General features: G+C 64.8%; 19 protein-coding genes. 7 read left to right on the top strand and 12 right to left on the bottom strand.

Annotation, left to right across the window (positions count from 1 at the left end):
- The first annotated feature begins 150 nt into the window (after positions 1-150).
- Complete coding sequence (locus QZY06_RS15420) at positions 151-1176, top strand: AI-2E family transporter (protein ID WP_295685951.1); 1026 nt, start codon at positions 151-153, stop codon at positions 1174-1176.
- 26 nt (positions 1177-1202) lie between these two features.
- On the top strand, positions 1203-2204 hold the full coding sequence (locus QZY06_RS15425) for a hypothetical protein (RefSeq protein WP_295685952.1): 1002 nt from the start codon (positions 1203-1205) through the stop codon (positions 2202-2204).
- A 16-nt stretch (positions 2205-2220) separates the two neighbouring features.
- Here QZY06_RS15425 and QZY06_RS15430 read toward each other — a convergent pair whose 3' ends face one another.
- The 4 genes from QZY06_RS15430 to QZY06_RS15445 form a co-directional block, all read right to left on the bottom strand.
- Complete coding sequence (locus tag QZY06_RS15430; protein WP_295685953.1) at positions 2221-2520, bottom strand: YciI family protein; 300 nt, start codon at positions 2518-2520, stop codon at positions 2221-2223.
- Positions 2521-2578: 58 nt separating this feature from the next.
- On the bottom strand, positions 2579-2953 hold the full coding sequence (locus QZY06_RS15435; RefSeq protein WP_295685954.1) for a DUF423 domain-containing protein: 375 nt from the start codon (positions 2951-2953) through the stop codon (positions 2579-2581).
- Positions 2950-4122 (bottom strand): trans-acting enoyl reductase family protein, encoded by a 1173-nt coding sequence (locus tag QZY06_RS15440; protein WP_295685955.1) that lies wholly within the window; start codon positions 4120-4122, stop codon positions 2950-2952. Before QZY06_RS15440 ends, QZY06_RS15435 begins: the two co-directional genes overlap by 4 nt.
- 84 nt (positions 4123-4206) lie before the next feature.
- The gene (locus QZY06_RS15445; RefSeq protein ID WP_295685956.1) at positions 4207-4776 is read right to left on the bottom strand and encodes a DUF2845 domain-containing protein; all 570 of its coding nucleotides are present in this window, start codon (positions 4774-4776) and stop codon (positions 4207-4209) included.
- A 112-nt stretch (positions 4777-4888) separates the two neighbouring features.
- On the opposite strand from QZY06_RS15445, the gene QZY06_RS15450 reads away from it, so the two are divergent.
- Both QZY06_RS15450 and QZY06_RS15455 read left to right on the top strand, forming a co-directional pair.
- On the top strand, positions 4889-7027 hold the full coding sequence (locus QZY06_RS15450; protein ID WP_295685957.1) for a protein-disulfide reductase DsbD: 2139 nt from the start codon (positions 4889-4891) through the stop codon (positions 7025-7027).
- Positions 7028-7054: 27 nt separating this feature from the next.
- Complete coding sequence (locus tag QZY06_RS15455) at positions 7055-7663, top strand: thioredoxin family protein (RefSeq protein WP_295685958.1); 609 nt, start codon at positions 7055-7057, stop codon at positions 7661-7663.
- 75 nt (positions 7664-7738) lie between these two features.
- Here the strand turns inward: QZY06_RS15455 and QZY06_RS15460 are convergent, their stop codons facing one another.
- Entirely contained in the window at positions 7739-8650 is a 912-nt protein-coding gene (locus QZY06_RS15460) for a CsgG/HfaB family protein (RefSeq protein ID WP_295685959.1), read from the bottom strand.
- Between the two features lie 39 nt (positions 8651-8689).
- On the bottom strand, positions 8690-9358 hold the full coding sequence (locus QZY06_RS15465; RefSeq protein WP_295685960.1) for a CsgG/HfaB family protein: 669 nt from the start codon (positions 9356-9358) through the stop codon (positions 8690-8692).
- 146 nt (positions 9359-9504) lie between these two features.
- Between QZY06_RS15465 and QZY06_RS15470 the strand changes: the two genes are divergently transcribed.
- Entirely contained in the window at positions 9505-10464 is a 960-nt protein-coding gene (locus QZY06_RS15470; RefSeq protein WP_295685961.1) for an isoaspartyl peptidase/L-asparaginase, read from the top strand.
- Here the strand turns inward: QZY06_RS15470 and QZY06_RS15475 are convergent.
- Complete coding sequence (locus tag QZY06_RS15475) at positions 10461-11771, bottom strand: adenylate/guanylate cyclase domain-containing protein (protein ID WP_295685962.1); 1311 nt, start codon at positions 11769-11771, stop codon at positions 10461-10463. The genes QZY06_RS15470 and QZY06_RS15475 overlap by 4 nt on opposite strands.
- 217 nt (positions 11772-11988) lie before the next feature.
- Here QZY06_RS15475 and QZY06_RS15480 point away from each other — a divergent pair, with 217 nt between their 5' ends.
- On the top strand, positions 11989-13065 hold the full coding sequence (locus tag QZY06_RS15480; RefSeq protein WP_295685963.1) for a diguanylate cyclase: 1077 nt from the start codon (positions 11989-11991) through the stop codon (positions 13063-13065).
- A gap of 130 nt (positions 13066-13195) precedes the next feature.
- On the opposite strand, the gene QZY06_RS15485 is transcribed toward QZY06_RS15480, so the two are convergent.
- Positions 13196-14965, bottom strand: a complete 1770-nt coding sequence (locus tag QZY06_RS15485; RefSeq protein ID WP_295685964.1) for a monovalent cation:proton antiporter-2 (CPA2) family protein — start codon at positions 14963-14965, stop codon at positions 13196-13198.
- 205 nt (positions 14966-15170) lie between these two features.
- On the opposite strand from QZY06_RS15485, the gene QZY06_RS15490 reads away from it, so the two are divergent.
- Positions 15171-16040, top strand: a complete 870-nt coding sequence (locus tag QZY06_RS15490; RefSeq protein ID WP_295685965.1) for a phospholipase A — start codon at positions 15171-15173, stop codon at positions 16038-16040.
- On the opposite strand, the gene QZY06_RS15495 is transcribed toward QZY06_RS15490, so the two are convergent.
- From QZY06_RS15495 to QZY06_RS15510, 4 genes are all read right to left on the bottom strand, one after another.
- Positions 16037-16465, bottom strand: a complete 429-nt coding sequence (locus QZY06_RS15495; protein WP_295685966.1) for a nuclear transport factor 2 family protein — start codon at positions 16463-16465, stop codon at positions 16037-16039. The genes QZY06_RS15490 and QZY06_RS15495 overlap by 4 nt on opposite strands.
- A 10-nt stretch (positions 16466-16475) precedes the next feature.
- Complete coding sequence (locus tag QZY06_RS15500) at positions 16476-18116, bottom strand: NAD(P)/FAD-dependent oxidoreductase (RefSeq protein WP_295685967.1); 1641 nt, start codon at positions 18114-18116, stop codon at positions 16476-16478.
- Positions 18117-18273: 157 nt separating this feature from the next.
- Positions 18274-20712 (bottom strand): MMPL family transporter, encoded by a 2439-nt coding sequence (locus QZY06_RS15505; RefSeq protein WP_295685968.1) that lies wholly within the window; start codon positions 20710-20712, stop codon positions 18274-18276.
- An 89-nt stretch (positions 20713-20801) separates the two neighbouring features.
- On the bottom strand, positions 20802-22184 hold the full coding sequence (locus tag QZY06_RS15510) for a DUF1329 domain-containing protein (protein WP_295685969.1): 1383 nt from the start codon (positions 22182-22184) through the stop codon (positions 20802-20804).
- Positions 22185-22347: the final 163 nt, after the last annotated feature.

The raw sequence follows: 22347 nt of genomic DNA on the forward strand, positions 1-22347 counted from the left end.
CCATCGGCGCCAGGATCAGGGCGGGTTCGATCAGGTGCTTGCCAATTTTCACGGCGCCATTTTCGCCGATTGCCGTCGCCGGTGCGTAGGGACGCGCTCCGAACTTCCGTCCGTCACGTCATTGTCGGCATGGTCCTTTAAGATGTCGCCATGAATTCGACTGTCAACGGTTCGCGCCTCAGCCGGGCCGACGCCTTTTCGCTGTTCGCCGCTGTCGCCGTCATGGTGGCCGTGCTCTACCTGCACTTGCTGACGGCGCTGCTCGCCGGCCTGCTGGTCTATGAACTGGTGCACTTGCTGGCGGCACGCCTGCGCGTGGCCTCGCTGGGTCGCGAGCCGGCCAAGCTGGTTGCCGTTGCGCTGCTGACCATCATCGTCGTCGGTCTGCTGACTGCGGCCGTGCTCGGGATCGGCAATTTCCTTCGCAATGGCACCGACAGTGTGCCGGCGCTGCTCGAGCGGCTGGCCGAAGCAATCGACAACTCGCGCAGCCGCCTGCCGGCGTGGATCGTCCAATCGCTGCCCAGCGATGCCGAAGCCTTGCGCGGCGATCTCGTTGTCTGGCTGCGTGAACATTCGAGTGTGGTGCAGGGTTTCGGGCGCTCATTCGGCCGCGGCCTCGCCCACATCCTGATCGGCATGGTCGTCGGCGCGATGCTGGCCTTGCGCGAAGCCACGCCCGGTCATACGCGGGGGCCGCTGGCGCGCGCGATCGTCGAGCGCTCGTCACGGCTCGCCGAATCGTTCCGCCGCGTGGTGTTCGCGCAAACCTGGATCGCCTCGATCAACGCGCTGTTCACCTGGATCTATGTCGGCGTGGCCCTGCCGGCGTTCGGCGTCGACCTGCCCCAGGTCAAGACGCTGGTGCTGGTGACCTGGATCGCCGGCCTGCTGCCGATCCTCGGCAACCTGATCTCGAATACCGTGATCGTCGCCGTCAGCATCGGTCATTCGCTGGAACTGGCGTTCATCTCGCTGGCCTACCTGATCGTCATCCACAAGCTCGAATACTTCCTGAATGCCCGCATCATCGGCTCACAGATCCGCTCCCGCGCCTGGGAGTTGCTGATCGCGATGATGGTGATGGAAGCGGCCTTCGGGCTCGCCGGCATCATCGCCGCGCCGATCTTCTACGCCTATTTCAAGGAAGAGCTGACGCGCCTGCGTTTGACCTGACTTCCCCAACTGAAACTACCGAAACCATGGTCAGTGCACACGATCCGGCCACCGTCGGCGAGCCGCCGCATCCGCACGATTTTTCCGAGCAACTGATCACCCAGTTGTACGAGGATCTCGACGGCTATCTGTTCGAGGACGGCACGGCGATCGACCACGCCTGGCCACTGGTCATCGAAGCCGTCCGCCATGCGCGGACGCGCGGTGCGGTGCTGGTGGTCTTCGCTCGCGCCACGCTGGCGGCCCATCACCGCCTGGTGTTTGACGAAACCCCGCCGGACGACAGCATCGCGCTCGATGAAGCCTGTGCCGCCGTTGCCAGCTTCGTGCCGGAAGCGCTCGCCCAGCTGCCGGCTTTGAAATCGCATGCCGAACGGCTGATGCGGCACATGGCGATCGCCGAGCAATCGCCGGATGCGATCCACGTGCCGCTGTCGAACGCAATCAGCCGCTTCTATGCGGCGCTCGCGGATGAGAACGCCGCCGTCGGCAGCCGCGCGCTGATCGAGATGCGCTCGATCATCCTGCATCTCGACGCCTGCGCCGCCGCACTCGATCGCGCCGAATCAGCGCCCGAACCGGTGCGGGTGATCCGCCCGGATCGCTTCCACGACTACTTCATGCACTACGCCAGCCTGGCCCAGAAGCCGGAAGCATCGGCCGGCAGCGAGCAGGCCGTGGCCACCCTGAGCCAGGATGGTCGGATCACGGCGGTGATCACCGAAGACACCCATCCGCTCGAAGCGGCGGCCCGTGCGGTACGGCCGACGATCGCTGGCGATGATGTCACCCGCGATCACACGCTGGTGCGCATCCGCGCGCTGCTCGACGTGCTCGACGGCCTGCGCCACGCGCCGAATCCATTGATCGGCGATGCCCTGAACGACACCACGGTGCACTTGAGTCTGGTACTCGCCGCAGCGACGGCACCGCTGCATGCGTCCGGCGGCTTCTCGTTCTCGGCGATCGCCCAGATCGCCCGCTACAACCAGCAGTTGCTGCGCAGCGCGGCGGCCACGCAGCACTGAAGCCAGGCTTTGGAACTCAGGCCGGACCGACCCAGTCGGCCAGCAGCGGCGCGTGCAGCACCGGCGTGAACTCGACGAAACGGTAGCGGGCAAAGCCTTCGCGGACGTAGGGATCGGAAGCAAAGAACTCCTCGACCGTCGCCTGCGAATCGGCCCGCGCCAGGATCAGACCGCCGACGCCGCTGGCCTGCGGACCGACCAGCAGCAGCAGGCCGTGATCGATGCCGACCTGCATGTAGCTGCGATGCGCCGGCCGCACGGACAGCAGCTGTTCGGTGGCGACGAGGTAGGTGCTTTCCAGCAGGAAGTGTTTCACGGCGAATGCTCGGCAAGGTGGAGGGCTGGCAGTTTAGCCGCGCAGGGTGCGCACGAACTCACAAGGTCCGCGCGGCGTGAACGCTCAGCAGCACCCAGCCGATCAGAAACAACAGGCCGCCGATCGGCGTGATCGCGCCGAGCACGCGCACACCGCTGAGCGCCAGCGCATACAGGCTGCCGGAGAACAGCAGGATGCCGATCGCGAAGCACCAGCCGGACGCGCTCAGCAACGGCCCGGGTCGGCTCATCGCCAGCAGACCGACCGCCATCAGCGCCAGCGCATGCCAGAACTGGTACTCGACGGCGGTGCGGTAGATCGCTAGCAGATCCGGCGTCAATCGTTCCTTCAGCGCATGGGCGCCAAAGGCCCCGAAGCCGACGCCGAGGAAGCCGAACAGGCCGGCCAGCATTACCATCAGTTTCGCGCTCATGCCGGCTCCACGGTGCGGAAGATCAATCCGGAACGCTGCAGTCGTTTCAGCAGCGCATCGCCCATCGCCGCCGCCGGGGTCAACTGGCCGGCGCGCTTGGGCAGCCGATCAAACGCAAGGCTCAAACCGGACTCGCCGAGCATCCGCGCGGTTTCGTCGTAGCCCGGATCGCCGCCGCGCACTTCGGTAATCAGCCGCCGATCACCGGCCACGGCATGAAAGCGCACGCGGAACCAGCTGGCACTGCGCTTCGCCTCGCTGGGGCCTTCGCCGGAATCCTTGCGGCCGAGCAGCCAGTTGCGCGCCGGTTTCAGCTGCGAGGCAATAGCCACGGCGCCGACGCCGCCGATCAGTTTTGCGACTTGGGAGAACTTGTCCATCTGCAAGAAATGTCCGTAACGGAAATCGGGGCCGTAGCGTTCCAGCATCGTTGCCGAACGCTTGACCACCTGGGGATCGATGGTCGGAAACGGCACCACCCAGGTGCCGAGTTCCGGATGGCGGCGCAAGCGCTGCGGGCTGCTGCCGATGCGGCGATCGATCAACGGCGCCTCGCGCCGCCGCCGCTCCATCGCCACGCCGGCGTACTGCCCGGCGCGGCCAAAGGCGTTGATCGCCGAATGATAGGTGCCGGCGGAGAACTCGGCGTCGAGGCTGACATAGGCGTTGATGCGGATCGGCACATCGTCCGGTAGCTGCAGCACGGTGTAGTAGACGCCGAGATCATGCGGAATGCTGTCGAAGCCGCAGCAGTGCACCAGCCGCGCGCCGGTCTGTTTGGCGGTTTCGTGGTGCTTGAGCCACATGCGGTCGACGAACTCCGGCTCGCCGGTCAGATCCGCATACTGGGTGCCGGCGGCGGCACAGGCCGCAACCAGCGGCTCACCGAAGTGCACGTAAGGACCGACGGTGGTGATCACCGCCTTGGTTGATTCGGCCAGTGACAGCAGCGATGCGGTATCGCCGCTGTCAGCCTCGATCAGTGGCAGCTTCGCGCAGGCCGGATTGATCGCCGCCAGCCGCGTGCGCACCGCATCGAGCTTGACCAGATTGCGCCCGGCCAGCGCCCAGCGCGCGCTTGCCGGTGCATGCCGGGCGAGGTATTCGGCGGTCAGCCCGCCGGTGAAGCCCGTGGCACCAAACAGGACGAGATCGTGGCTGCGAGGCATGGCGGGCACCGGTAGGTGGGGCGTTCAGGCAGGAATTGTGCGCGCTTTCCGAAGCCAGTTTGAAGATCAATGGTGCCGCGGCGCTCAGCGCCGATCGTCGTAGCCACGGCCGTCGTCCTCGACGTCCACGACCCGGCCGTTCTCGAGCAGCACGCGCCGCAGCAGCGAGCGTGCTCCGAAGTTGTATACCCATTCCTCGCGATAGATCGCGGTGACGAATTCGCCTTGCTGGCTGCGCCGCCCATAACGGCGAATCTCCGGGCTCAGCAGACTCATCTCGCGACGCTCGGCCGGCTCGCCGCAACGCGCCAGCAGCCGGTACTTGGACAGGCCGTCGACCAGGTCGTAAGGCGTGCAGCGCGGGTTCTCGGCCGGCACGAAGCCGTAGCCATCGGTATCGATGTCGACCAAGCGGCCGCCCCGAAAACGCAGCAGGCGCAGCAACTGGTTGTTGCCGAAGTTGTAAGTCCAGACCTCGGTGTCGTTGAAGCTGCGGCCTTGGCGCGGATCGAACTGAGGCTGCACATCGCGCAGCGCCGGCTCGCCGCAGGCGGCGCGGACTTCGCTTTGAGTGTCCTCGGTCGCGACGATTCTCGAACCGCAGCGCAGCGTGTCATTGGCACTCAGGTCGCTGCAGACAAGCCACAGCAGCAATGCGCCGGAACCGAGCCGGCAGCAGGCTGTCTGTAAGCTTCGGGCGCCTGCGTACACTGTCGCGTTCCTCTGGTTTTTCCGGGCTCTTTTCCGGGTCTTTCTTCAGGTTTCCATGCGCGCTCTACCGTACACCACCGCCATTCTCGTAGCGCTTGCGGGCGCCGCTTTTTCTATCTCCGCGCAAGCTGCCGCGGTGAAGACCGAGCACGTCGAAGCCGAACTGGTTTCGGAAGCAAACGCCCTGGTCAGCGGTGCCGACAACAGCTTGGCGCTACGCATCGCGCCGCAGAAAGGCTGGCATGTCTACTGGCGCAATCCGGGCGATTCCGGCATTCCGACCTCGATCAGCTGGACCCTGCCGGAAGGCGCTGCTGCCAGTGATCTGCAATGGCCGTATCCGCACCGCGAAACGCTGGGCGACATCGTCAACTACGGCTACAGCGAAGAGGTGTTGCTGCCGGTCACGCTGAGTCTGGCGCCGGGCCTGACGGCAGACGCGCCGCTGGTCCTGAAAGCGAAAGCAAAATGGCTGGTCTGCAAAGACCTGTGTGTTCCCGGCAGCGCCGACCTGGAACTGAGCCTGCCGGTGGTTGCCAACAGTGCCGCGACCGCGATCAACGAAGACCATCGCGCCGGCTTCGCGAAGGCACGCAACGAGCTGCCGCAGCCGGCCCCGGCCGACTGGACCTTGAACTTCCAGGTCTATGACAGCGGTAGCCAGAAGGACTTTGCGCTGGCCGTGCGCCGCGGCGCGATCACCAGTGACGGCGAGGTTTCGTTCTTCCCGTATGCCGGCGATCTGATCGGCCATTCTGCCGCGCCACGCTGGGCCAAGGATGCCGACGGCAGCCTGCGGCTGTCGCAGACGCTCAGCGATTACTACACCAAGGCGCCGGACAAGGTCGACGGCGTGCTGGTGGTCCACGATGGCGATCGGGACAAGGCCTGGGAGATCAGTGCCAAGCCGGGCAAGGTCGCGCTGGTGCCGGTCAGCGCCGCGAAGCCGGCCGAGGAAACTCCGCCCGCCGCGGCGCCGTCACCGAACTACTTGCTGGTGCTGCTGCTGGCCGTGCTCGGTGGCGTGGTTCTGAACCTGATGCCCTGCGTGTTTCCGGTGCTGTCGATCAAGGCGATCAGCCTGGTCGAAGCTCGTGGTGCCACCGCTGCCCGCCAGCGCGCTCACGCACTGTTCTACACCGCTGGCGTGCTGCTCACCTTCGCCGGTCTGGCTGGCCTGCTGCTGGTGCTGCGCGGATCCGGTTCGGTGATCGGCTGGGGCTTTCAACTGCAGCAGCCGGCGTTCGTCGCCGCGCTCGCCTATCTGTTCTTCGCGATGGGCCTGTCGCTGTCCGGCGTCGTCGAATTCGGAACGCGGCTGATGGGCGTCGGCCAGTCGCTGGTCGGCAGCGGTGGTTATCGCGCCTCGTTCTTCACCGGCGTGCTCGCCGTCGCCGTCGCCAGCCCCTGCACCGCGCCGTTCATGGGCACCGCGCTCGGCTATGCGCTGGCACAGCCGGCGGCGGTTGCGATCAGCGTGTTCCTGGCACTCGGTTTCGGCCTGGCGCTACCTTTCCTGGCGATCGGCTTCTTTCCGTTCCTCGCCAAGGCCCTGCCCCGCCCTGGCGCCTGGATGGAGACCTTCAAGCAGTTCATGGCCTTCCCGCTGTACCTGACCGCGCTCTGGCTGATCTGGGTGCTCGGCGGCCTGACCGACCGCAACGGCATGACCGTGGCGCTGCTCGGTCTGCTGCTGATCGCATTCGCGCTATGGCTGTGGAAGCGCACTGGCCTGGTCAGCGGTGCTCTCAAGCTCGCCGCGATCGCTGCTGCGCTGGCCCTGCTGGCGAGCCCGATGATGACCAAGATTGCCGCGACCCACGTCGCCGCGCAGGGCGTCGGCTACGAGCCGTACTCGGAAGCGCGGCTCGCCGAACTGCGCGCCGAAGGCCGCACCGTGTTCGTCAATTTCACGGCTGACTGGTGCATCACCTGCAAGGTCAACGAGCGCGTGGCCTTGGCCTCCGATGCCGTGAAAAACGCCTTCGCCGAACGCAAGGTGGTCTGGCTGGAAGGCGACTGGACTCGCGAAGATCCGCTGATCACCCGCACCCTGGAACACTTCGGCCGCTCCGGCGTGCCGCTGTATCTGGTCTACGCGGGTGCTGCCGAACCCACGGTGCTGCCGCAGTTGCTGACGCCGGAAATGGTGGTCGCTGCATTGCCACCTGCCGTGCAAGCCCCGAACCCATAACCGCTGTCACCACAAGGAGGTTTGAACATGCGTCTGATGAAGAATCTGGGGATGATCGCAGCCGGCCTGGCGTTCTCGGCAACAGCCTGGGCGGCGCCAAGCCTTGGCGCGCCGGCACCGGCGTTCAGTGCTGTCGACAGCAACGGCAAGACCGTGTCGCTGACCGACTACAAAGGCAAGCACGTGGTGCTGGAATGGACCAACGACGGCTGTCCGTTCGTGAAGAAGCACTACGGCAGCGGCAACATGCAGAGCCTGCAGAAAGAGTTCACGGCGCAGAACGTGGTCTGGCTGTCGGTGATCTCGTCGGCACCCGGTCAGCAGGGTTATGTCGATGGCGCCGCGGCCAACAAGCTAACCGCCGCGCGCGGTGCCGCACCGACCGCCGTGCTGCTCGATCCGAAAGGCGATATCGGCCGCCTGTACGGCGCCAAGACCACGCCGCATCTCTTCGTGATCGACCCGACTGGCAAGCTGGAATATGCCGGTGGCATCGACAGCATCGCCAGCCCCGATCCCGCCGATATCGCGGGCGCGACGCCGTTCCTGAAAGTCGCGCTGACCGAAGCGCTGGCCGGCAAGCCGATCAGCACGCCGGTGACCAAGCCCTACGGCTGTTCGGTCAAATACGGCTGATTTCCGCAGCTGCACAACACGACGGCCGGTGCTCACGCATCGGCCGTCGTCGTTTTAGCCGCAAGCCGAAACCGATCAGTGCGTGCCGACCACCGGCTTGACCGACGGCGCAGGCGCAACGTCTTTTGACGGCACCGCCGAGGTCGGCAACGACGACGGCAATGGCGTGGTGATGGTCTTGCTCGGCTTCTGTTCGGCGACCTTGCCGATCGCCGCCGTCACCATCTTCTGCAACGCGGCTTCGACCGGCGTCTTGCTGAACGCACCAAGCACGCCGGGCAACGGCACATAGCCGAAGCCGCTGCCGTAGACGCCCTGCAGATCGAAACCGTAGCTGGTGTTGCGGCCTTCGACGGCGGTCGACGCGACGATACGGCCGGTGGCGGTATCGATGATGCGCAGATCGAGTGCCGCGAAGCCGCGCTTGAAGCTCAGCGACATCACGCCGAAGCTGGAAAAGTTCTTGCCGAGCGGAATCGGGATCGGAATCGCAGCACCAGACAGGCCAGCATCGAACGCGGTCAGCGCGCCGACCACCAGCAATTCCGCGCCTTCCAACTCGCCGCGCGGAATCCGCGTTTCATCGCCGACCCGCGCCGACTGAGAAAACTCCTGCTCGACGATCGCCACGTTCAGCGCATCGCGTTCGAGGACGATGAACTGGCCGCTGTTGAACAGCTCGGTGACCAGCAGATCGCGAATGCCGGCGGTGATGCCGGATGCTTCCATCTGCTGATCGGCCGGCCGCTTGGCGTTGAGCGCGATCACCTGCTTGACCACCGAAGCCTCTTTTAGCGGATCGGTCTTGTCGATGATGTTGCCGACGGCGATGCGGTACTTCGGGCCGTCGTAGCGCTCGGCGCGCGCCTGCTCGATGGTCTGGCCTTCACCGCGCACCACCTTGCTGCCAGTGCAGGCCACGAGCAGGCCGGCGGCCGCAGCAATCGCTGTCAGCAGGATCGCGGTTCGGAGCGAGGGCTTGCGCATGGCAGGCTCACCGGCAGCGCGCGCTGCCGACGACCAGGCTCAGAGCTTGGTGTTGGCGATGTGGTTGACCGCCAGTTCGATGGCGTTGCGGATCGCGTTCTCCAGCGGCGTCTTCGAGAACGCGCCGAGGCCGACCGGCAAGGCGCCGCCGGTGAAGATGATGCCGACACTGTTGTTCGCCGACGTGGCATTGACCGTGGTCGCATTGACCACGCGGCCGCTGGCAGCATCGATGATGCGGATGTTGAGCGTCACGCAGGCCTGCTTGGCCGAAACGATGATCAGCGAGCCACCCTTGCAGCTCGACTCGAACGAGGTGATCGCGCCGCGAATGATCAGCTGCGCGCCTTCCAGCTGGCCGATCGGCGCAGCGGTTTCCTTCTTGAAGCGGCTGGAGTTCGACAGGTCCTGCTCGGCGGTCACTTCGTTCAACGCCTGGCGTTCCAGCACGATGAAGCGATTGGTGTTGAACAGCGCATTGCTGAGCATGTCGGCCATGCCGCTGCCGATGTCCGGATTCTCGGACGCGCGGTACTCGAAATTGGTCACCGCGATCCGGTAGCGCGGCCCGTTGGCCGGCTCGCTCTGTACCTGCTGGATAGTCGGCGCGCTTGGGCGATCGACGACAGTGGCAGACGAAGTGCAGCCTGCGGCGATCAGCGCGACAGCGGCGACGACAGAACGAACAAGCACGGAAGAACTGCGCATCGGTTGAGCTCCGGAAGGGATTGCAGCAGACGAGTCGGGTGCGCCGACGCTACGCGGCCGGTCTGAACGATAGCTTAACAGCGGCTCCATTCCGTTCCCGGTCCCGTTCTGGCGCGCCAGTCATGGAATCACGGCAAGATTCACGCATGAACCCGACCCACAATCCCCAGCTGATCCGCTTCGCACTGCACGGCGGCGCCGGAGACCTGCCCGCCGACGCCGGACCGCAAACGGAGCAGCGTGCGGCCCTGCGCGAGATCACCGAAGAAGCCGCGCGACTGCTGAGTAATGGCGGCAGCGCACTCGATGCCGTGACCCTGGCCGTCGAACGCCTCGAACAATGTCCGCTGTTCAACGCCGGCGTCGGCGCCGTATTGAATCGCGAAGGCCAACCGGAACTCGATGCCGCGGTCGCTCGCGGCGAAGATCGCGGCTGTGGCGCGGTGGCCGGGGTGTCCCGCGTGGCGAGTCCGATTCGCCTCGCTCGCGCGGTGATGGAACAGACCCCGCACGTGTTCTTTGCCGGCGCTGGCGCCGAGCGCATCGCCGAGGAACTGGGCCTGACAATGGTCGCGCCCGAGCACTTCATCATTCCGCTGCGCCTGGAACAGCTCGCTTCCGCAAAAGCTTCCGGCTCGATCGCGCTCGACCATGTCGATGACGCGCCGCCTCGCGATCCCGATGCCGCGTTCGGCACCGTCGGCGCCGTGGCCCGGGACGGCTACGGTCATCTCGCGGCCGCAACCTCGACCGGCGGATTGACCAACAAGCTGCCGGGGCGGATCGGCGACAGCGCGGTATTCGGCGCCGGCACTTTCGCCGACGATGCCAGCTGTGCGGTGTCCTGCACCGGCACCGGCGAATCCTTCATCCGCGCACTGTTCGGCCACGCCGTGCACGGGCAACTGCTGGCCGGACGCTCGCTCGCCGAGGCCTGCGACGCAGCGCTCGCCGATGTCCGCCGCTATCAGGGTGTCGGCGGCTGCATCGCGATCGGCCGCGACGGCGCCTTGGTCACGCCGTTCAATGCCGGCGTGCTGTACCGGGCCTGGTTCGATGAAGCGGGCGTCGTGAAAGTCGCGATCCGGCGCGACGACGCGAGCTAGATCGCGGCAGGGAGCGCGTACAGACTGACCGGCTCGGCAAAGCCCTTCACCGCGACCGACGGCCGCGACTCCAGGGCGATGTCGCCGGCCAGTTCCATGGTCCGGCCGTCGACCAGGATTTCGCCGTGCAGCGCCTGTTCGCAGAGCCGCGAGGCCAGATTCACTGCGGCACCGACCGCCGTGTATTCCAGCCGCGACTGACTGCCGATCACGCCGACGGTGACGAAGCCGCTGGCCACGCCGATGCCGATACCGAGGGCGTGCGTGTCGCTGGACCAGCGCTGGGTAACGTTAGTGACGGCATCGCGTACGCGATGGGCAATGCGCAGGCCGACCACCGCGTGATCGCGGATCGGCAGCGGCGCGCCGACCAGCATCAGGATGCCGTCGCCGGCGTAGTCCTTGATCGTGCCGCCGTACTCGCCGACCACCTTGCCGACTTCGTCGTAGTAGTCGCGCAGCACGTCGATCACTCGTGAGCTGGGATTGGCCTGGGCATAGGCGGTGAAGCCGCGCAAATCGCTGACCACGACGGTGATCTCGAGAAAGTTCTGCTCCATCGCGTGTTTCATGCCGCGCTGGCGCACCAGTTCGGCCACCTGGAACGACAGGAAGCGCGACATGAACTGGCCGCGCTGGCCCTGCAGCACGTGGTAGTGCACGGAGCCGATCAGCAGCATCATTTCGCCGATCAAGGTGCTGATCGCCGCCGCCTGTTCGGACAGCACGAAAGCGATCATGAAGAACGGCATCGCCACCGCGAAACCGACAATGCGAATGCGTTCCGGACGGTCTGGCTGACGGCGCATCAGCAGCAGGACCGAGATCAGGCCGGTCAGCCCGGAGAACAGGATCGGCCCGGCGAACAGCCAGAAGCCGAAGTGGCCGAGCGCCCCGGGTTTGCTGGCGGCAAACTGGAATTCGCTGGCGCGCAGTTCGGGGGCGACAATCGCGAAGACGCTGTACAGCACGCCGGAGGCCTGGCCGAGACGCAGCATGCCGTCGCCGCCACGGGTATCGAGCGCACCGGCTGGAATCGTCCGGCGCACGCGCAGCAGCCATTCCAGCACCGTGATGATGGCCAGCGATTCGGTGATCGCCAGCCAGCCGCCGATCCGCGCGCCAGCGGAAGTCCAATGTGGCGACAGTTCCAGCCAGCTCGAATTGACGAAGATCGCGATACCGATCCAGGCCAGCGAGGCCGCCAATGCTCGCGAAGTCGGCGATTCGCGGTCGGCCGAGATGAACGCCAGGGCCATTCCCAGCGCGACCAGGGACACCAGCACCTGCGGAATGATTGCGGTCATCGTGGCTGGATTATGCGCGGCGGCGACCGGTCCGAACGCACATTCGCAAGCACTTCCGACGAGATGCGCAGCCGCGCCATTGGTCGGCCGATCGCTGCCGTTCATTTTCGCTGCCGGCCCGATCGAACCCGCTTGTTCCGGTATCGGTGCCGGTCATCGGTGGCGGGGTTCGCAGCCTTCTTGCCTACCGACAATGGCCACATCGAAAGAGGATTCCATGCATAGATCGTTCGACATTTCGCTGCTCATCGCCACGACCTGCATCGCAGTCGTCGCGGTCGGTTGCGTGATCGATCTGGCCAGCCGTACACGCGCTTTCACCAAGCTGCGCCGGCTGATCTGGCAGGCGCTCGGCGCTGCCGCGATCGGCACCGGCCTGCTGCTGATGAACCAGGTTGGCGATCTGGCGATCGGCCTCGGCGTCGCCACCGCGGCCACCCCGATGTACGCCGCGCTAGCCTGGATCGCGTCATCCCTCACCATGCTGCTGACCATCGTCATGATCAGCCGCAGCCCGCTGAATCTCGCGCCGCTCCCGAAGATCGGTGCCGCGCTGCTGATCGGCGCGCTGTTGAGCAGTCTGCAGTTCGCCAGCATCGAATCCACCGGCCAGGCGCTGGCAGGTGCCGAAGCCGGAATCGCTCGCGGCCTGATGCTGGCCTCGATCGCTGTCGGCGCGATGCTCGCCGTGCTTTGCGGCTTGCGTCTCGACCAGCGCTGGCTCGAGCGCCGCGCCCAGCGCGAAGTCGAGCAGGCCGAAGTCGAAAGAGTGCATCGCCTCGCCTACTACGACAGCGCCACTGGCCTGCCGAATCGCAGCCTGTTCACCGAGAAGCTGCTCAAGCAACTGGTTGACGCCAATCGCCGCGACATCAGCCCGTTCGGTCTGATCTACGCCGAACTGCGCGATTTCCGGGTGCTGCTGCAGCGCCACGGTGATGCACGGATGAATCGTGTGCTGAAGCTGCTGGCCGAGCGTCTCAACCAGGAACTGGCCAGCGACGACGTGCTGGCCCGTCTGTCCTATGACGGCCTGATCCTGTTCGTTCGCGAACAGGGCGAGCGCGACACGGCTGCGGCGGTCACCGGTTTCTGCGGCCTGCTGTCGACGCCGATCGTCGAAGGCGGCGACAGTTTTCGCTTCACCTGGGGCATCGGCCACAGCCGCTATCCGGATCAGGGCCAGTCGACCCAGGCACTGATCCGCACGGCGATGACGGTACAGCGCCAGATCGGCACCGAATCACCGTCGATCGCTTCATCGAACCGACCGCGTTACGCACTCGCTTCCTGATTGGTCCCTTTTTTCCTGCTGCAACCGCAACACCGCTGCACTGTTTCTCCTCCAGACCCTGAGCCTTGGGCCGCGATGAGCACTGCTCTCGCGGCCTCTTTTTTGGGCGAAAGCTTACGTGGGGCTTGAGCTAGCTCGCCGCTTTCTCGGCCGCCAGCGCGTCGGCTTCGAACAGTTGTTCGAGCTCTTTCGAGAACTCCTTGGCGGTCTGCACCAGCGCCTGCTCGTCGCGATAGATCGCGTGCTGCTTGAGCAGCGTTTCCTGATCGAAATGGCGGAAGCGCTCCAGCTCGCGCTTGATCTGATGCTCCGGTTCGCCGAGCGCCTGCAGCAGCGAGCCGGCGGCTTCCAGGCTGGACGCATAGCTGCGCCGGATGATGTCGGTGATGCCGAGATCCATCAGCCGCATCGCATGCGGGCGGTCGCGGGCACAGGCGAAAATGCGCAGGTTCGGGAAGTTCCGGCGGACCACTTCGGCGATGCGCAGGCTTTGCTCGACATCGGCGATGGCGAGCACGAAGTAGCGCGCCTTGTCGGCCTTGGCGGCGCGCAACACCTCCACTCTTCCAGCATCGCTGTAGAAGATGGTGTTGCCGAACTGGCGCACGAAATCCACCTGTCGTGCGTCGCGCTCGAGCACCGTGTACGGAATCCGCTTGACTCGCAGCATGCGGCCGACGATCTGCCCGAACGGCCCGAAGCCGGCGATCAGGATGTCGTGCTCGGGTGCGTCGATCGGATCATAGGCAGGCGGTTCCGCCTTGCCCTGGCTCCAGCGTGCGATCAGTGCATACAGCGGCGGCGTGGCGATCATCGACGCGGTGACGACCACGATCAGCAGATCCTTCATGCCTTCCTGCAAAACGCCGGCCGTGGCTGCGACGCCGAACAGCACGAAAGCGAATTCACCGCCTTGCGGCAGGGCGAAGGCCAGCTTCAGCGCCGAATCATTAGCCAGGCCGGAAACACGGCCGATGAAGTACAGGATGCTGCTCTTGACCGCGATCAGGCCGAAGGTCAGGCCCAGCACCACCAGCGGCGCGAGCATGACCAGGCTCAGCTGCGCCGACATGCCGACGGCAATGAAGAACAGTCCGAGCAGCAAGCCCTTGAACGGCTCGATGTCGGCCTGCAATTCGTGGCGATACTCGGAATCGGCCAGCAGCACGCCGGCCAGGAAAGCGCCGAGCGACATCGACAGGCCGACGGCCTCCATCGCCAGCGCCGTGCCGGTGACGATCAACAGGGCCGCGGCGGTGAACACTTCGGGCATCTCGACCGCTGCCAGCCGGCGGAAGATCGGCCGCAACAGGTAGCGACCGCCAACCACCACCAGCACCACGACCGCCAGCGCTTTCGCGCCACCCAGCCAGCCGCCGGAACTGTGGCCGGCGATCGGCGTGCCGAGCAGTGGCAGCAAGGCCAGGAACGGAATCACCGCGATGTCCTGGAACAGCAGGATCGAGAACGCCGCCCGGCCGTGGTGATCGGCCAGTTCCTTGCGCTCGGCGAGCATCTGCAGCACGAAGGCAGTCGACGACATCGCCAGCGCAAAACCCGCGACGATCGCGGCATCGCTGGGCAAGCCGAGCGCAATCGCGCAGCCGGTGAGTGCCGCCGCCGTCAGCAGCACCTGGGCACCGCCGAGGCCGAAAACATGAGCGCGCAGCCGCCACAGGCGGCTGATCTGCAATTCCAGGCCGATCACGAACATCAGCAGCACCACGCCGAATTCGGAGACGTGCAGCACCCGCTCGACGCCCTCGATCAGGCCCAGGCCGCTGGGGCCGATCAGCAGGCCGGCGAACAGATAGCCGAGCACGGCACCGAGGCCCAGCCGCTTGAACAGCGGCACGGCGATCACGGCAGCGGCGAGAAACAGCGCGATTTCCTTCAGCATCGGGAGTCCGGTTGTTGTGAAGCTGGACGCCGCTGCGGAAGCAACGGTGATTTCCGTTATCGTGCCAACTATCCCCGAAATTCCAGGATCAGCAATGACTCACTGCGGTAGATGGCTGGCGGCCTCCATCATCATAGCTTGTGGTTCCGCACTTCCCGCCGGTGCCGACGAACCCGTCCCGGCGCCGCTACCGCGGCCCGAGGCCGTGGCCGACGCGATCAATCATGGCCTTGCCGACGAATCGGCAACGCCGCCGCCAGCCGCCGCGACGCGAACGCTGAGTCCGGCCGAGGAACAGGCCGAATACGAGAAGCGGCGCAGCACCTCGTGGCGAATCATCGTCGACCCGGACACCTTCGCGCTGACCTCCGATACCAAGGGCCTGAGCCTGTACAAGTCGATGTACCTGCTACCGGCCACCTACTCAGGCCGCTATCCCGGCAGTTCCAGCGAAGTGCTGTTCACGATCAGCGGCAAGTTGAAGCTGTTCGACTACCCGATCTTTTTTGCCTACTCGCAGAAGTCGTTTCTGCAGGCTTTCAACGGGGCCGACTCCAAGCCGTTCCGCGACAACAACTTCAACCCGGAAGTGTTCTACCGCTTCAAGCCGATCAATCGCGCCCGCTGGCTGAACCTTGGCGCCGATTTCGGCCTTGAGCATGAATCGAACGGCCGCGAACTGCCCGATTCGCGCAGCTGGAATCGCCTCTACTTCGCGCCGTTCTACGAGCACCAGGGCACGCTGGTCTACTGGAAGTGGTGGTATCGCTTGCCCGAGGACCAGAAGCGCGCGGTTACCGATCCGAAACGCGACGACAACCCGGACATCCAGGATTACCTCGGCTATACCGAACTGCAGGTGCAGCAGCGCATGTTCACCCGCCATCAGGCCAGCACCCTGGTGCGCTACAACCCGACCACCGGGCGTGGTGCCTTTTCGCTGCGCTATTCGGTGCCGGGACCCGGCGAGAACTTCTTCTGGACGGCCTATTTCTGGCAGGGCTACGGCGAAAGCCTGCTCGACTACAACCGCTCGGTCACTCGCGTCGGTCTGGGGATCTCGGTCGCTCGCTAGGTCGCGGAAGCGCGGCGCCAACCCGGCTCGCACCACAACGCCGAGATCATCCGCAACGCGCCGTCGGCATCGCGGCGCAGCGTGTACTGCACCTCGATGGTTTCCAGCAGCTGACCCTCGCGGTGATAGCGGCGAATGTCGGCGACCTCGGCCTGCATCAAGCCGGCCGCGCAGCGTTTCGTGGTGATCTCGCCGATCTCGGTGTGACCGAAGCCGGCCGCCTCGAGCGCGGCGAAGACCTCGCGCAGAAAGGCGACCAGCGCTGCGCGATCCACCAGCACATGGGTGCCGGCCGCCAGCACGAACACCGAGGGTTCGGTGAAGAACGAGGCCATCGCCGGGAAATCACGGGCATTCCAGGCGGCGATGTAGTCGTGGATGCAGCGCTCGACGGCGGCAGCGGTGATCGGCGCGGTGGCAGACATTGCCGGCTGCTTAAGCCGTTTCAGCCGCGCGACGAACCAAAGTGAACCCCTCGTAACCCTTGGCGACCACGTCCTTGCACTTGTCGACATAGGTGTTGAAGCCGACGTAAGGCATGAACACGCGGGTCTTGCCCGGCACGTTGGAGCCGAGGTACCAGCTGTTGCAGGTCGGGTAGACGGTCAGGTCGGCGACTTCGTTGACGTGATCGACCCAAGCGTCCTCGGCCGGCTGCTGCGGCTCGATCAGTGCGACACCGGCCTGTTCCAGATGGCGGATGGTGTCGCTGATGAAGTTCACGTGCTGGTCGATCGACACCATCATGTTGGTCAGCACCGACGGGCTGCCCGGCCCGGAGATGAAGAACAGGTTCGGGAAGCCGACCGTCTGCAGGCCCAGATAGGTGCGCGGGCCGGCGCTCCACTTGTCACGCAGTGGCTGACCGTTGCGGCCCTTGATATCGACGCCGAGCAGGGCACCGGTCATCGCATCGAAACCGGTGGCGAAGACGATGTCGTCGACCGGGTATTCGTTGCCACCGACCTTGATGCTGTTGGCGGTGAACGACTCGATCGGCTGCTTGCTGACGTCGACGAGGCTGACGTTGTCGCGGTTGAAGGTTTCGAAGTAGTCAGTGTCGCTGCACAGGCGCTTGCAGCCGACCACGCCATTACGCGGCGCCAGGATTTCCGCCTTGGCCGGGTCTTCGACGATGCCGTGGATCTTGTCGACGATGAACTCGGCGACCGTCTTGTTCGCTTCCGAGTTGAACATCAGATCGTTGAACGCGGCCATGAAGTGCAGGCCGCCGTACTCGTTCCAGCGCTGTTCATAGATCCGCTTCCGCTCTTCCGGCGAAACGCTGAGGGCGGACTGGTCGTTGAGGTGGAAATCGGTCGCGAACGGCTGCTCGTAGGTGAACTTGCGCAGTTCGCCGTAGCGGGCCTTGGTGGCGTTGCGATCCGCTTCGCTCAACGGCCGGTTGCGGGCCGGCACCGAGAAGTTCGGCGTGCGCTGGAACACGGTCAGATGATCGGCCTGTGCGGCGATGTGCGGCGTCGACTGGATGCCCGAGGAGCCGGTGCCGATCAGGCCGACCTTGCGGCCGGTGAAATCCACACCTTCGTGCGGCCAGTCGCTGGTGTACAGCACGCGGCCCTTGAACGTTTCGACACCCGGAAACTGCGGCTTGTTGGCAATCGAAAGCGTGCCGGTGGCCATGATGAAATAGCGGGCCGTGACACGCTTGCCGTCGTCGGTCTCGATCGTCCAGCAGTTGCGGGATTCATCGAAGCTGGCGCTCAGCACCTTGGTGTTGAACTGCAGATCGGAACGCAGATCGTAGCGATCGGCCACGTGATTCGCGTACTTCAGGATCTCTGGCTGCGCGGAATAGCGTTCCGGCCAGTTCCATTCCTGCTGCAGCGCATCGTCGAACTGGTAGCTGTACTCCATCGATTCGGTATCGCAGCGCGCGCCCGGATAACGGTTCCAGAACCAGGTGCCGCCAACGCCGCTGCCACGCTCGAAGACGCGAGCCTTCAGGCCCTGCTGGCGCAGACGATGAAGCATGAACATGCCGGCGAAGCCGGCGCCGACGACGATGGCATCGAAATCAGCCGTCTTGGTGGAAATGGGGCTGCGGTCATCCATGGATCTGCTCCTCGGTAGGCACGTTGATGGCGCCAGCTTCGATCGGCCGGTCGTCTCTGCAATCTGAAATGAGTTCTGAGCGTTTCCGAGGGTGACAGTGCGGCAACGGCCACGCCGCCGCCCGTTCGGGTAGGCGCGCAGTAGCCGCTACCATCGCTCAGATCTTGCCGGTCACGCCGCCGTCGGTGAACAACGCCAGATCGACACCTTCACTGACCAGCGAATTCGGCCGCAGCGCGAATTTCGGTCGTACCCACCAGACGATCAGCGGCAGCACCACCAGCGCCAAAATCATGTTGATGCCCATGATCGCAATCAGCAGCAGGCCCATGTCGGCGACGAACTTCAGGCCGGACATCACATACCAGGGAATGATGCCGATCACCATGACGCTGGCGGTGAACAGGATCGCCTTACCGGTGGTCCGCAGCGCCGAGTCGATCGCCATCGCCCAGCGCTGATCCGGCGTGCCGGAAGTCGTCTGGATTTCCTCACAGATACGCGATAGCAGATAGATGCCGTAATCGATGCCGACACCGACACCGATCGCCGCGACGATCATCGAATTGGTATCGAGACCGACACCGAGCAGGTGCATCGCCGCGATCAGCGCTTCATTGGCGAGATTGACCGGAATCAGCAGGATCAGGCCCGCGACCATCGACTTGTAGGCGAACGCGCAAAGGATGAACACGAACACGTTCAGCACCACGATCACCACCCACTGATAGCGCTTGATGACCCGGTTCACCGCTTCCTGCAGCGCGATGGTGCCGGTTGCCAGGCGTACGGTGAAATCCTTGTGGTCGACACCGACCGCGGCCACCGCCGCCGTTGCCGAAGCCAGTGCGGCGTCGACGGTTTCCTGCTTGTTGTCGGGATACCAGAGCGACACCGTCGAGTGCTGCAGGCTGGGATCGACGACATGGCTGAAATTCTTGCTGCTCGACCCCATCATCGCGCCGATCGCCGCCGAGGACACCGCGCGTTCGCGTGGATCGATCGTCGACCAGCGCGGGTCACCGCCGTTGAACAGGCGGTTCGATTCGCGCAGGTAGTCGGCAAACGACAGCGTGGCCCGCGGCGGATTCGGCCCCTTCTCCATCAGATCCTGCAACCGGGTCATGGTTTCGTAGGCATCGACCGTGTGCGAGGCCCACTCCGTCGAGTCCGGGTTCTTCGCCTCCAGCACGATCTCCAGCGTGTTGACGCCAGGGAAGCTGCCATTGATCGCCCGCACCGACTGATTGAAAGCCGAGTCGTTCCAGAGCAGGTTGGTGCCTTCCACCGGGTTGCCGATCTTGATCTGCGACGAGGTCCAGACCACCAGTACCGACAGGATCACGACGACCACCGAGGTCAGCTTGGCTCGTGGGCCGTGGGTGATGCTGGAGATCGCCGCGAGCAGGCGCTGGATGCGCCGATGGACGCCGGATTCCTTGCCGTGGCCGGTCAGCGACTGAACGTTGTCCGGTGCCGGCAAGGTGGCCAGCAGCAGCGAGATCAGCACGCAGCCGGTGGGGATCAGCCAGACCGCCCACATGCCGCAGAAGATCGCATGGCGAACCATTGCCGGGATCGGCGCGGCCATGACCACGACGATGCCGAGCACGTCGGTGAAGATGCCGAGCACGCTCGGCGCCATCATCACGCTCATAGTGATTTCGGCGGCTTTCACGCGGTCTTTGACGTGCGCGTAGATCTCGTAATAGCGCTCGGTGAACTGCACCGAATGCGAGAACGAGCGCGCCGTCAGCAGCAGCGGCACGATCATCAGCAGCGGTTCGATCGAGATATTCAGCCAGCCAACCAGGCCGAAGGCCCAGATCGCCGCCGTGGCGCTGGTCAGGATCGGCGTCAGCACGCCGACCATGTTGCGCATGTACAGCGCCAGCGAGGCGATCAGCAGGCCCAGAGTGACGGCGAAGATACCGACCATCTGCCACTCGTAGCGGTAGACCCAGCCGATCAGCGTCGGCTGGCCGGCGATGAAGACTTCGGTATTGGCATCGCGGGCGCCTTGGGCGAGTGCCTCGACGTATTCGAAGGCCGTGCCGTAATCGACCTTGTCCTCGATGAACGTCGCCATGATGATCGTCGAGCGGTTGTCCTCGCTGATCAGGAAGGTGCGCACGTTCGGTGCACGGTCGACTCTGCGGCGGAAGTCGGCCACTTCCTCGGCATCGGCCGGCGAGTGATCAGACATCAGCGGCCGCATGTCGATGCCGAACGGCGTGGCTTCCGAGTAGCGCGCCTTCTCGGTGGTGATCGACAGGATCTGCTCGTGATCGACACCGGGGGCCTTGTCGATGTCGCGCGTGAACTGCCAGGTCTTGGCCAGGGTCACCGGGTTGAAGATGTCGCCTTCCTTGACCCGCAGCATCACCATCACCATCAGCGGACTGCCGAAGTTCGGGTGCGCCTTGTAGACCTGCACGAAAGGATCGTCGGTCGGCAGCAGGTCACGGAAGACGGTTTCCAGCTTGACTCTAGGCAGGCCGGCGGCGAAGAACAGTGTGATCAGGCCAAAGATCGCAAACGAAAGCCGCCGGTGCCCGAGCACCCAGCGAGCCAGTCGGGCACGCAGCGTATACATGGTTCATCAACTCCAGACATCGGGCTGCGCCGTGCGCGGCCCGATGATGATCGGGGGAGGATCAGCAGATCACAGGAAGGTTTGCCGGCTCAGGAGGCACCGAGACGCTGCAGCGCCGCCTGGGTCAGATACTTGTCGTAGTAAGCCGGATCGTTGGCACCGCTCTGATAGACGCCTTCCACCTGCTTGACCTGCTCGATGCGGGTGACGCTGCCGGTCTGGATGTCGCTGGACGTGACATGCGCCCAGCTCCAGTACGGATGCTTGCCATCCATGACCTTCTTGCCGCCCTGGTCGTACATCGAATAGGCACCGTCGAAGGAGCGGTACGGCTTCATGTTGCGATCGTAGGTGACCATGCCGATGACGATCTGGTTGCGGGCATCGAAGTAGACGCGCTTCTTGCCGATCGGCGCGCGCGGGAACTTGACCGGCTCGGCCTCGACGATGATCGCTTCCGGCACCAGCTCGACGGTAGCGTCCCAAAAGGTCTTGCCCTTCTGCCCGCCATGGGTCTTGTGCTCCCAGTTCGGATCGTCAGACGCCCAGCCATCGGCCAGACCGGCGAGGAACGGCCCGCGGCCGACGATCTTGTAGTTGCCCCAGGTGTACAGCGGATCACCGGCGGCCCAGGCATCGGACAGGAACAGGGTCAGGCCCGGAATCAAGGGCTCGAAGCGCTGATCGGACGGGAACTGACGAATGCGCCGGAACTCGGGCACATAGCCGTAGAGCGCCGGGAAGGTCGAGTGATCGTAGTCCCAGATATTCAGGAACGAGGTGCCGCGATAGGCTTGCGGCTGCGTGAAGAACACCGACTGATAGCGCAGCTTGGTCTTCTGGCTCTCTACGTACGGCATCGGCTCCATGCTGACGCGGGCCACCGGCGAATACTCGCACCAGCCGCCGGTGTAGGTGAAACGGACATCGCCGCCCGGGTCGGTCGCATACAGCTTCATCGCGTAGAACGAGGCATCGTGACGGCCCCAGTTCAGGGTCTGCGCGGCAAACAGTTCGAGGCCATTCTTCGGGTCCGGAAACGGATTGCCACCGATCCACGGCTGGCCATCAGCCTTGTTGACCACATTGCCCCGGGCATCGAAGCCGGCCTTGCCGTTGTTTCTCAAGGTCGCCTCGATGTACTCCCAGGGCGACAGCCGCATGATCTCGCTGGTGGTCTTGCCGATCTTGAGCTTGCGACCCTGCTTGAGGATCTGCTCATAGCGCACCGGCTCCAGCAGATCCTTCACGTACTGGACATTGTTGGCGTCGATGATGTCGCCGGTCTTGACCTTGCCCTTGGTGTAGCCCTCGATCGACAGCAACTCGTCCGGGTAGGCCTTGTTGATCTCGCCATTGGCCGAGATCGCTTCGCTCAGCGGCATCAGCACGCCGGCGCCGAGCACACCGCGCGCTGCGTCATTGAGGAACTTGCGGCGTGAGAAGCCGCGGTCGAAACGGTTGATATACATGGGCAAAGCTCCTCGGTGCGGGTCAGCGTCCGGTACTTTTGCCGGCCGCCTGATCAATGTGTCTGGTCAATGTGCTGGGCGAATCTGCTGCTGCAGGGACGATCTGGATGCAGCCCTGCCACTGTCGGTGCGAATCGCAGCCGCCAGTCTGGGTGGCAATGGT

It is taken from the genome of uncultured Nevskia sp. (assembly GCF_903885465.1).
GTDB lineage: Bacteria > Pseudomonadota > Gammaproteobacteria > Nevskiales > Nevskiaceae > Nevskia.

Excerpts from the sequence above, each read along its gene's own strand:
- QZY06_RS15420 (WP_295685951.1), top strand. The coding sequence starts at position 151 with ATGAATTCGACTGTCAACGGTTCGCGCCTCAGCCGGGCCGACGCCTTT.
- QZY06_RS15425 (WP_295685952.1), top strand. The coding sequence starts at position 1,203 with ATGGTCAGTGCACACGATCCGGCCACCGTCGGCGAGCCGCCGCATCCG.
- QZY06_RS15435 (WP_295685954.1), bottom strand. The coding sequence starts at position 2,953 with ATGAGCGCGAAACTGATGGTAATGCTGGCCGGCCTGTTCGGCTTCCTC.
- QZY06_RS15440 (WP_295685955.1), bottom strand. The coding sequence starts at position 4,122 with ATGCCTCGCAGCCACGATCTCGTCCTGTTTGGTGCCACGGGCTTCACC.
- QZY06_RS15450 (WP_295685957.1), top strand. The coding sequence starts at position 4,889 with ATGCGCGCTCTACCGTACACCACCGCCATTCTCGTAGCGCTTGCGGGC.
- QZY06_RS15455 (WP_295685958.1), top strand. The coding sequence starts at position 7,055 with ATGCGTCTGATGAAGAATCTGGGGATGATCGCAGCCGGCCTGGCGTTC.
- QZY06_RS15460 (WP_295685959.1), bottom strand. The coding sequence starts at position 8,650 with ATGCGCAAGCCCTCGCTCCGAACCGCGATCCTGCTGACAGCGATTGCT.
- QZY06_RS15465 (WP_295685960.1), bottom strand. The coding sequence starts at position 9,358 with ATGCGCAGTTCTTCCGTGCTTGTTCGTTCTGTCGTCGCCGCTGTCGCG.
- QZY06_RS15470 (WP_295685961.1), top strand. The coding sequence starts at position 9,505 with ATGAACCCGACCCACAATCCCCAGCTGATCCGCTTCGCACTGCACGGC.
- QZY06_RS15475 (WP_295685962.1), bottom strand. The coding sequence starts at position 11,771 with ATGACCGCAATCATTCCGCAGGTGCTGGTGTCCCTGGTCGCGCTGGGA.
- QZY06_RS15480 (WP_295685963.1), top strand. The coding sequence starts at position 11,989 with ATGCATAGATCGTTCGACATTTCGCTGCTCATCGCCACGACCTGCATC.
- QZY06_RS15485 (WP_295685964.1), bottom strand. The coding sequence starts at position 14,965 with ATGCTGAAGGAAATCGCGCTGTTTCTCGCCGCTGCCGTGATCGCCGTG.
- QZY06_RS15495 (WP_295685966.1), bottom strand. The coding sequence starts at position 16,465 with ATGTCTGCCACCGCGCCGATCACCGCTGCCGCCGTCGAGCGCTGCATC.
- QZY06_RS15500 (WP_295685967.1), bottom strand. The coding sequence starts at position 18,116 with ATGGATGACCGCAGCCCCATTTCCACCAAGACGGCTGATTTCGATGCC.
- QZY06_RS15505 (WP_295685968.1), bottom strand. The coding sequence starts at position 20,712 with ATGTATACGCTGCGTGCCCGACTGGCTCGCTGGGTGCTCGGGCACCGG.
- QZY06_RS15510 (WP_295685969.1), bottom strand. The coding sequence starts at position 22,184 with ATGTATATCAACCGTTTCGACCGCGGCTTCTCACGCCGCAAGTTCCTC.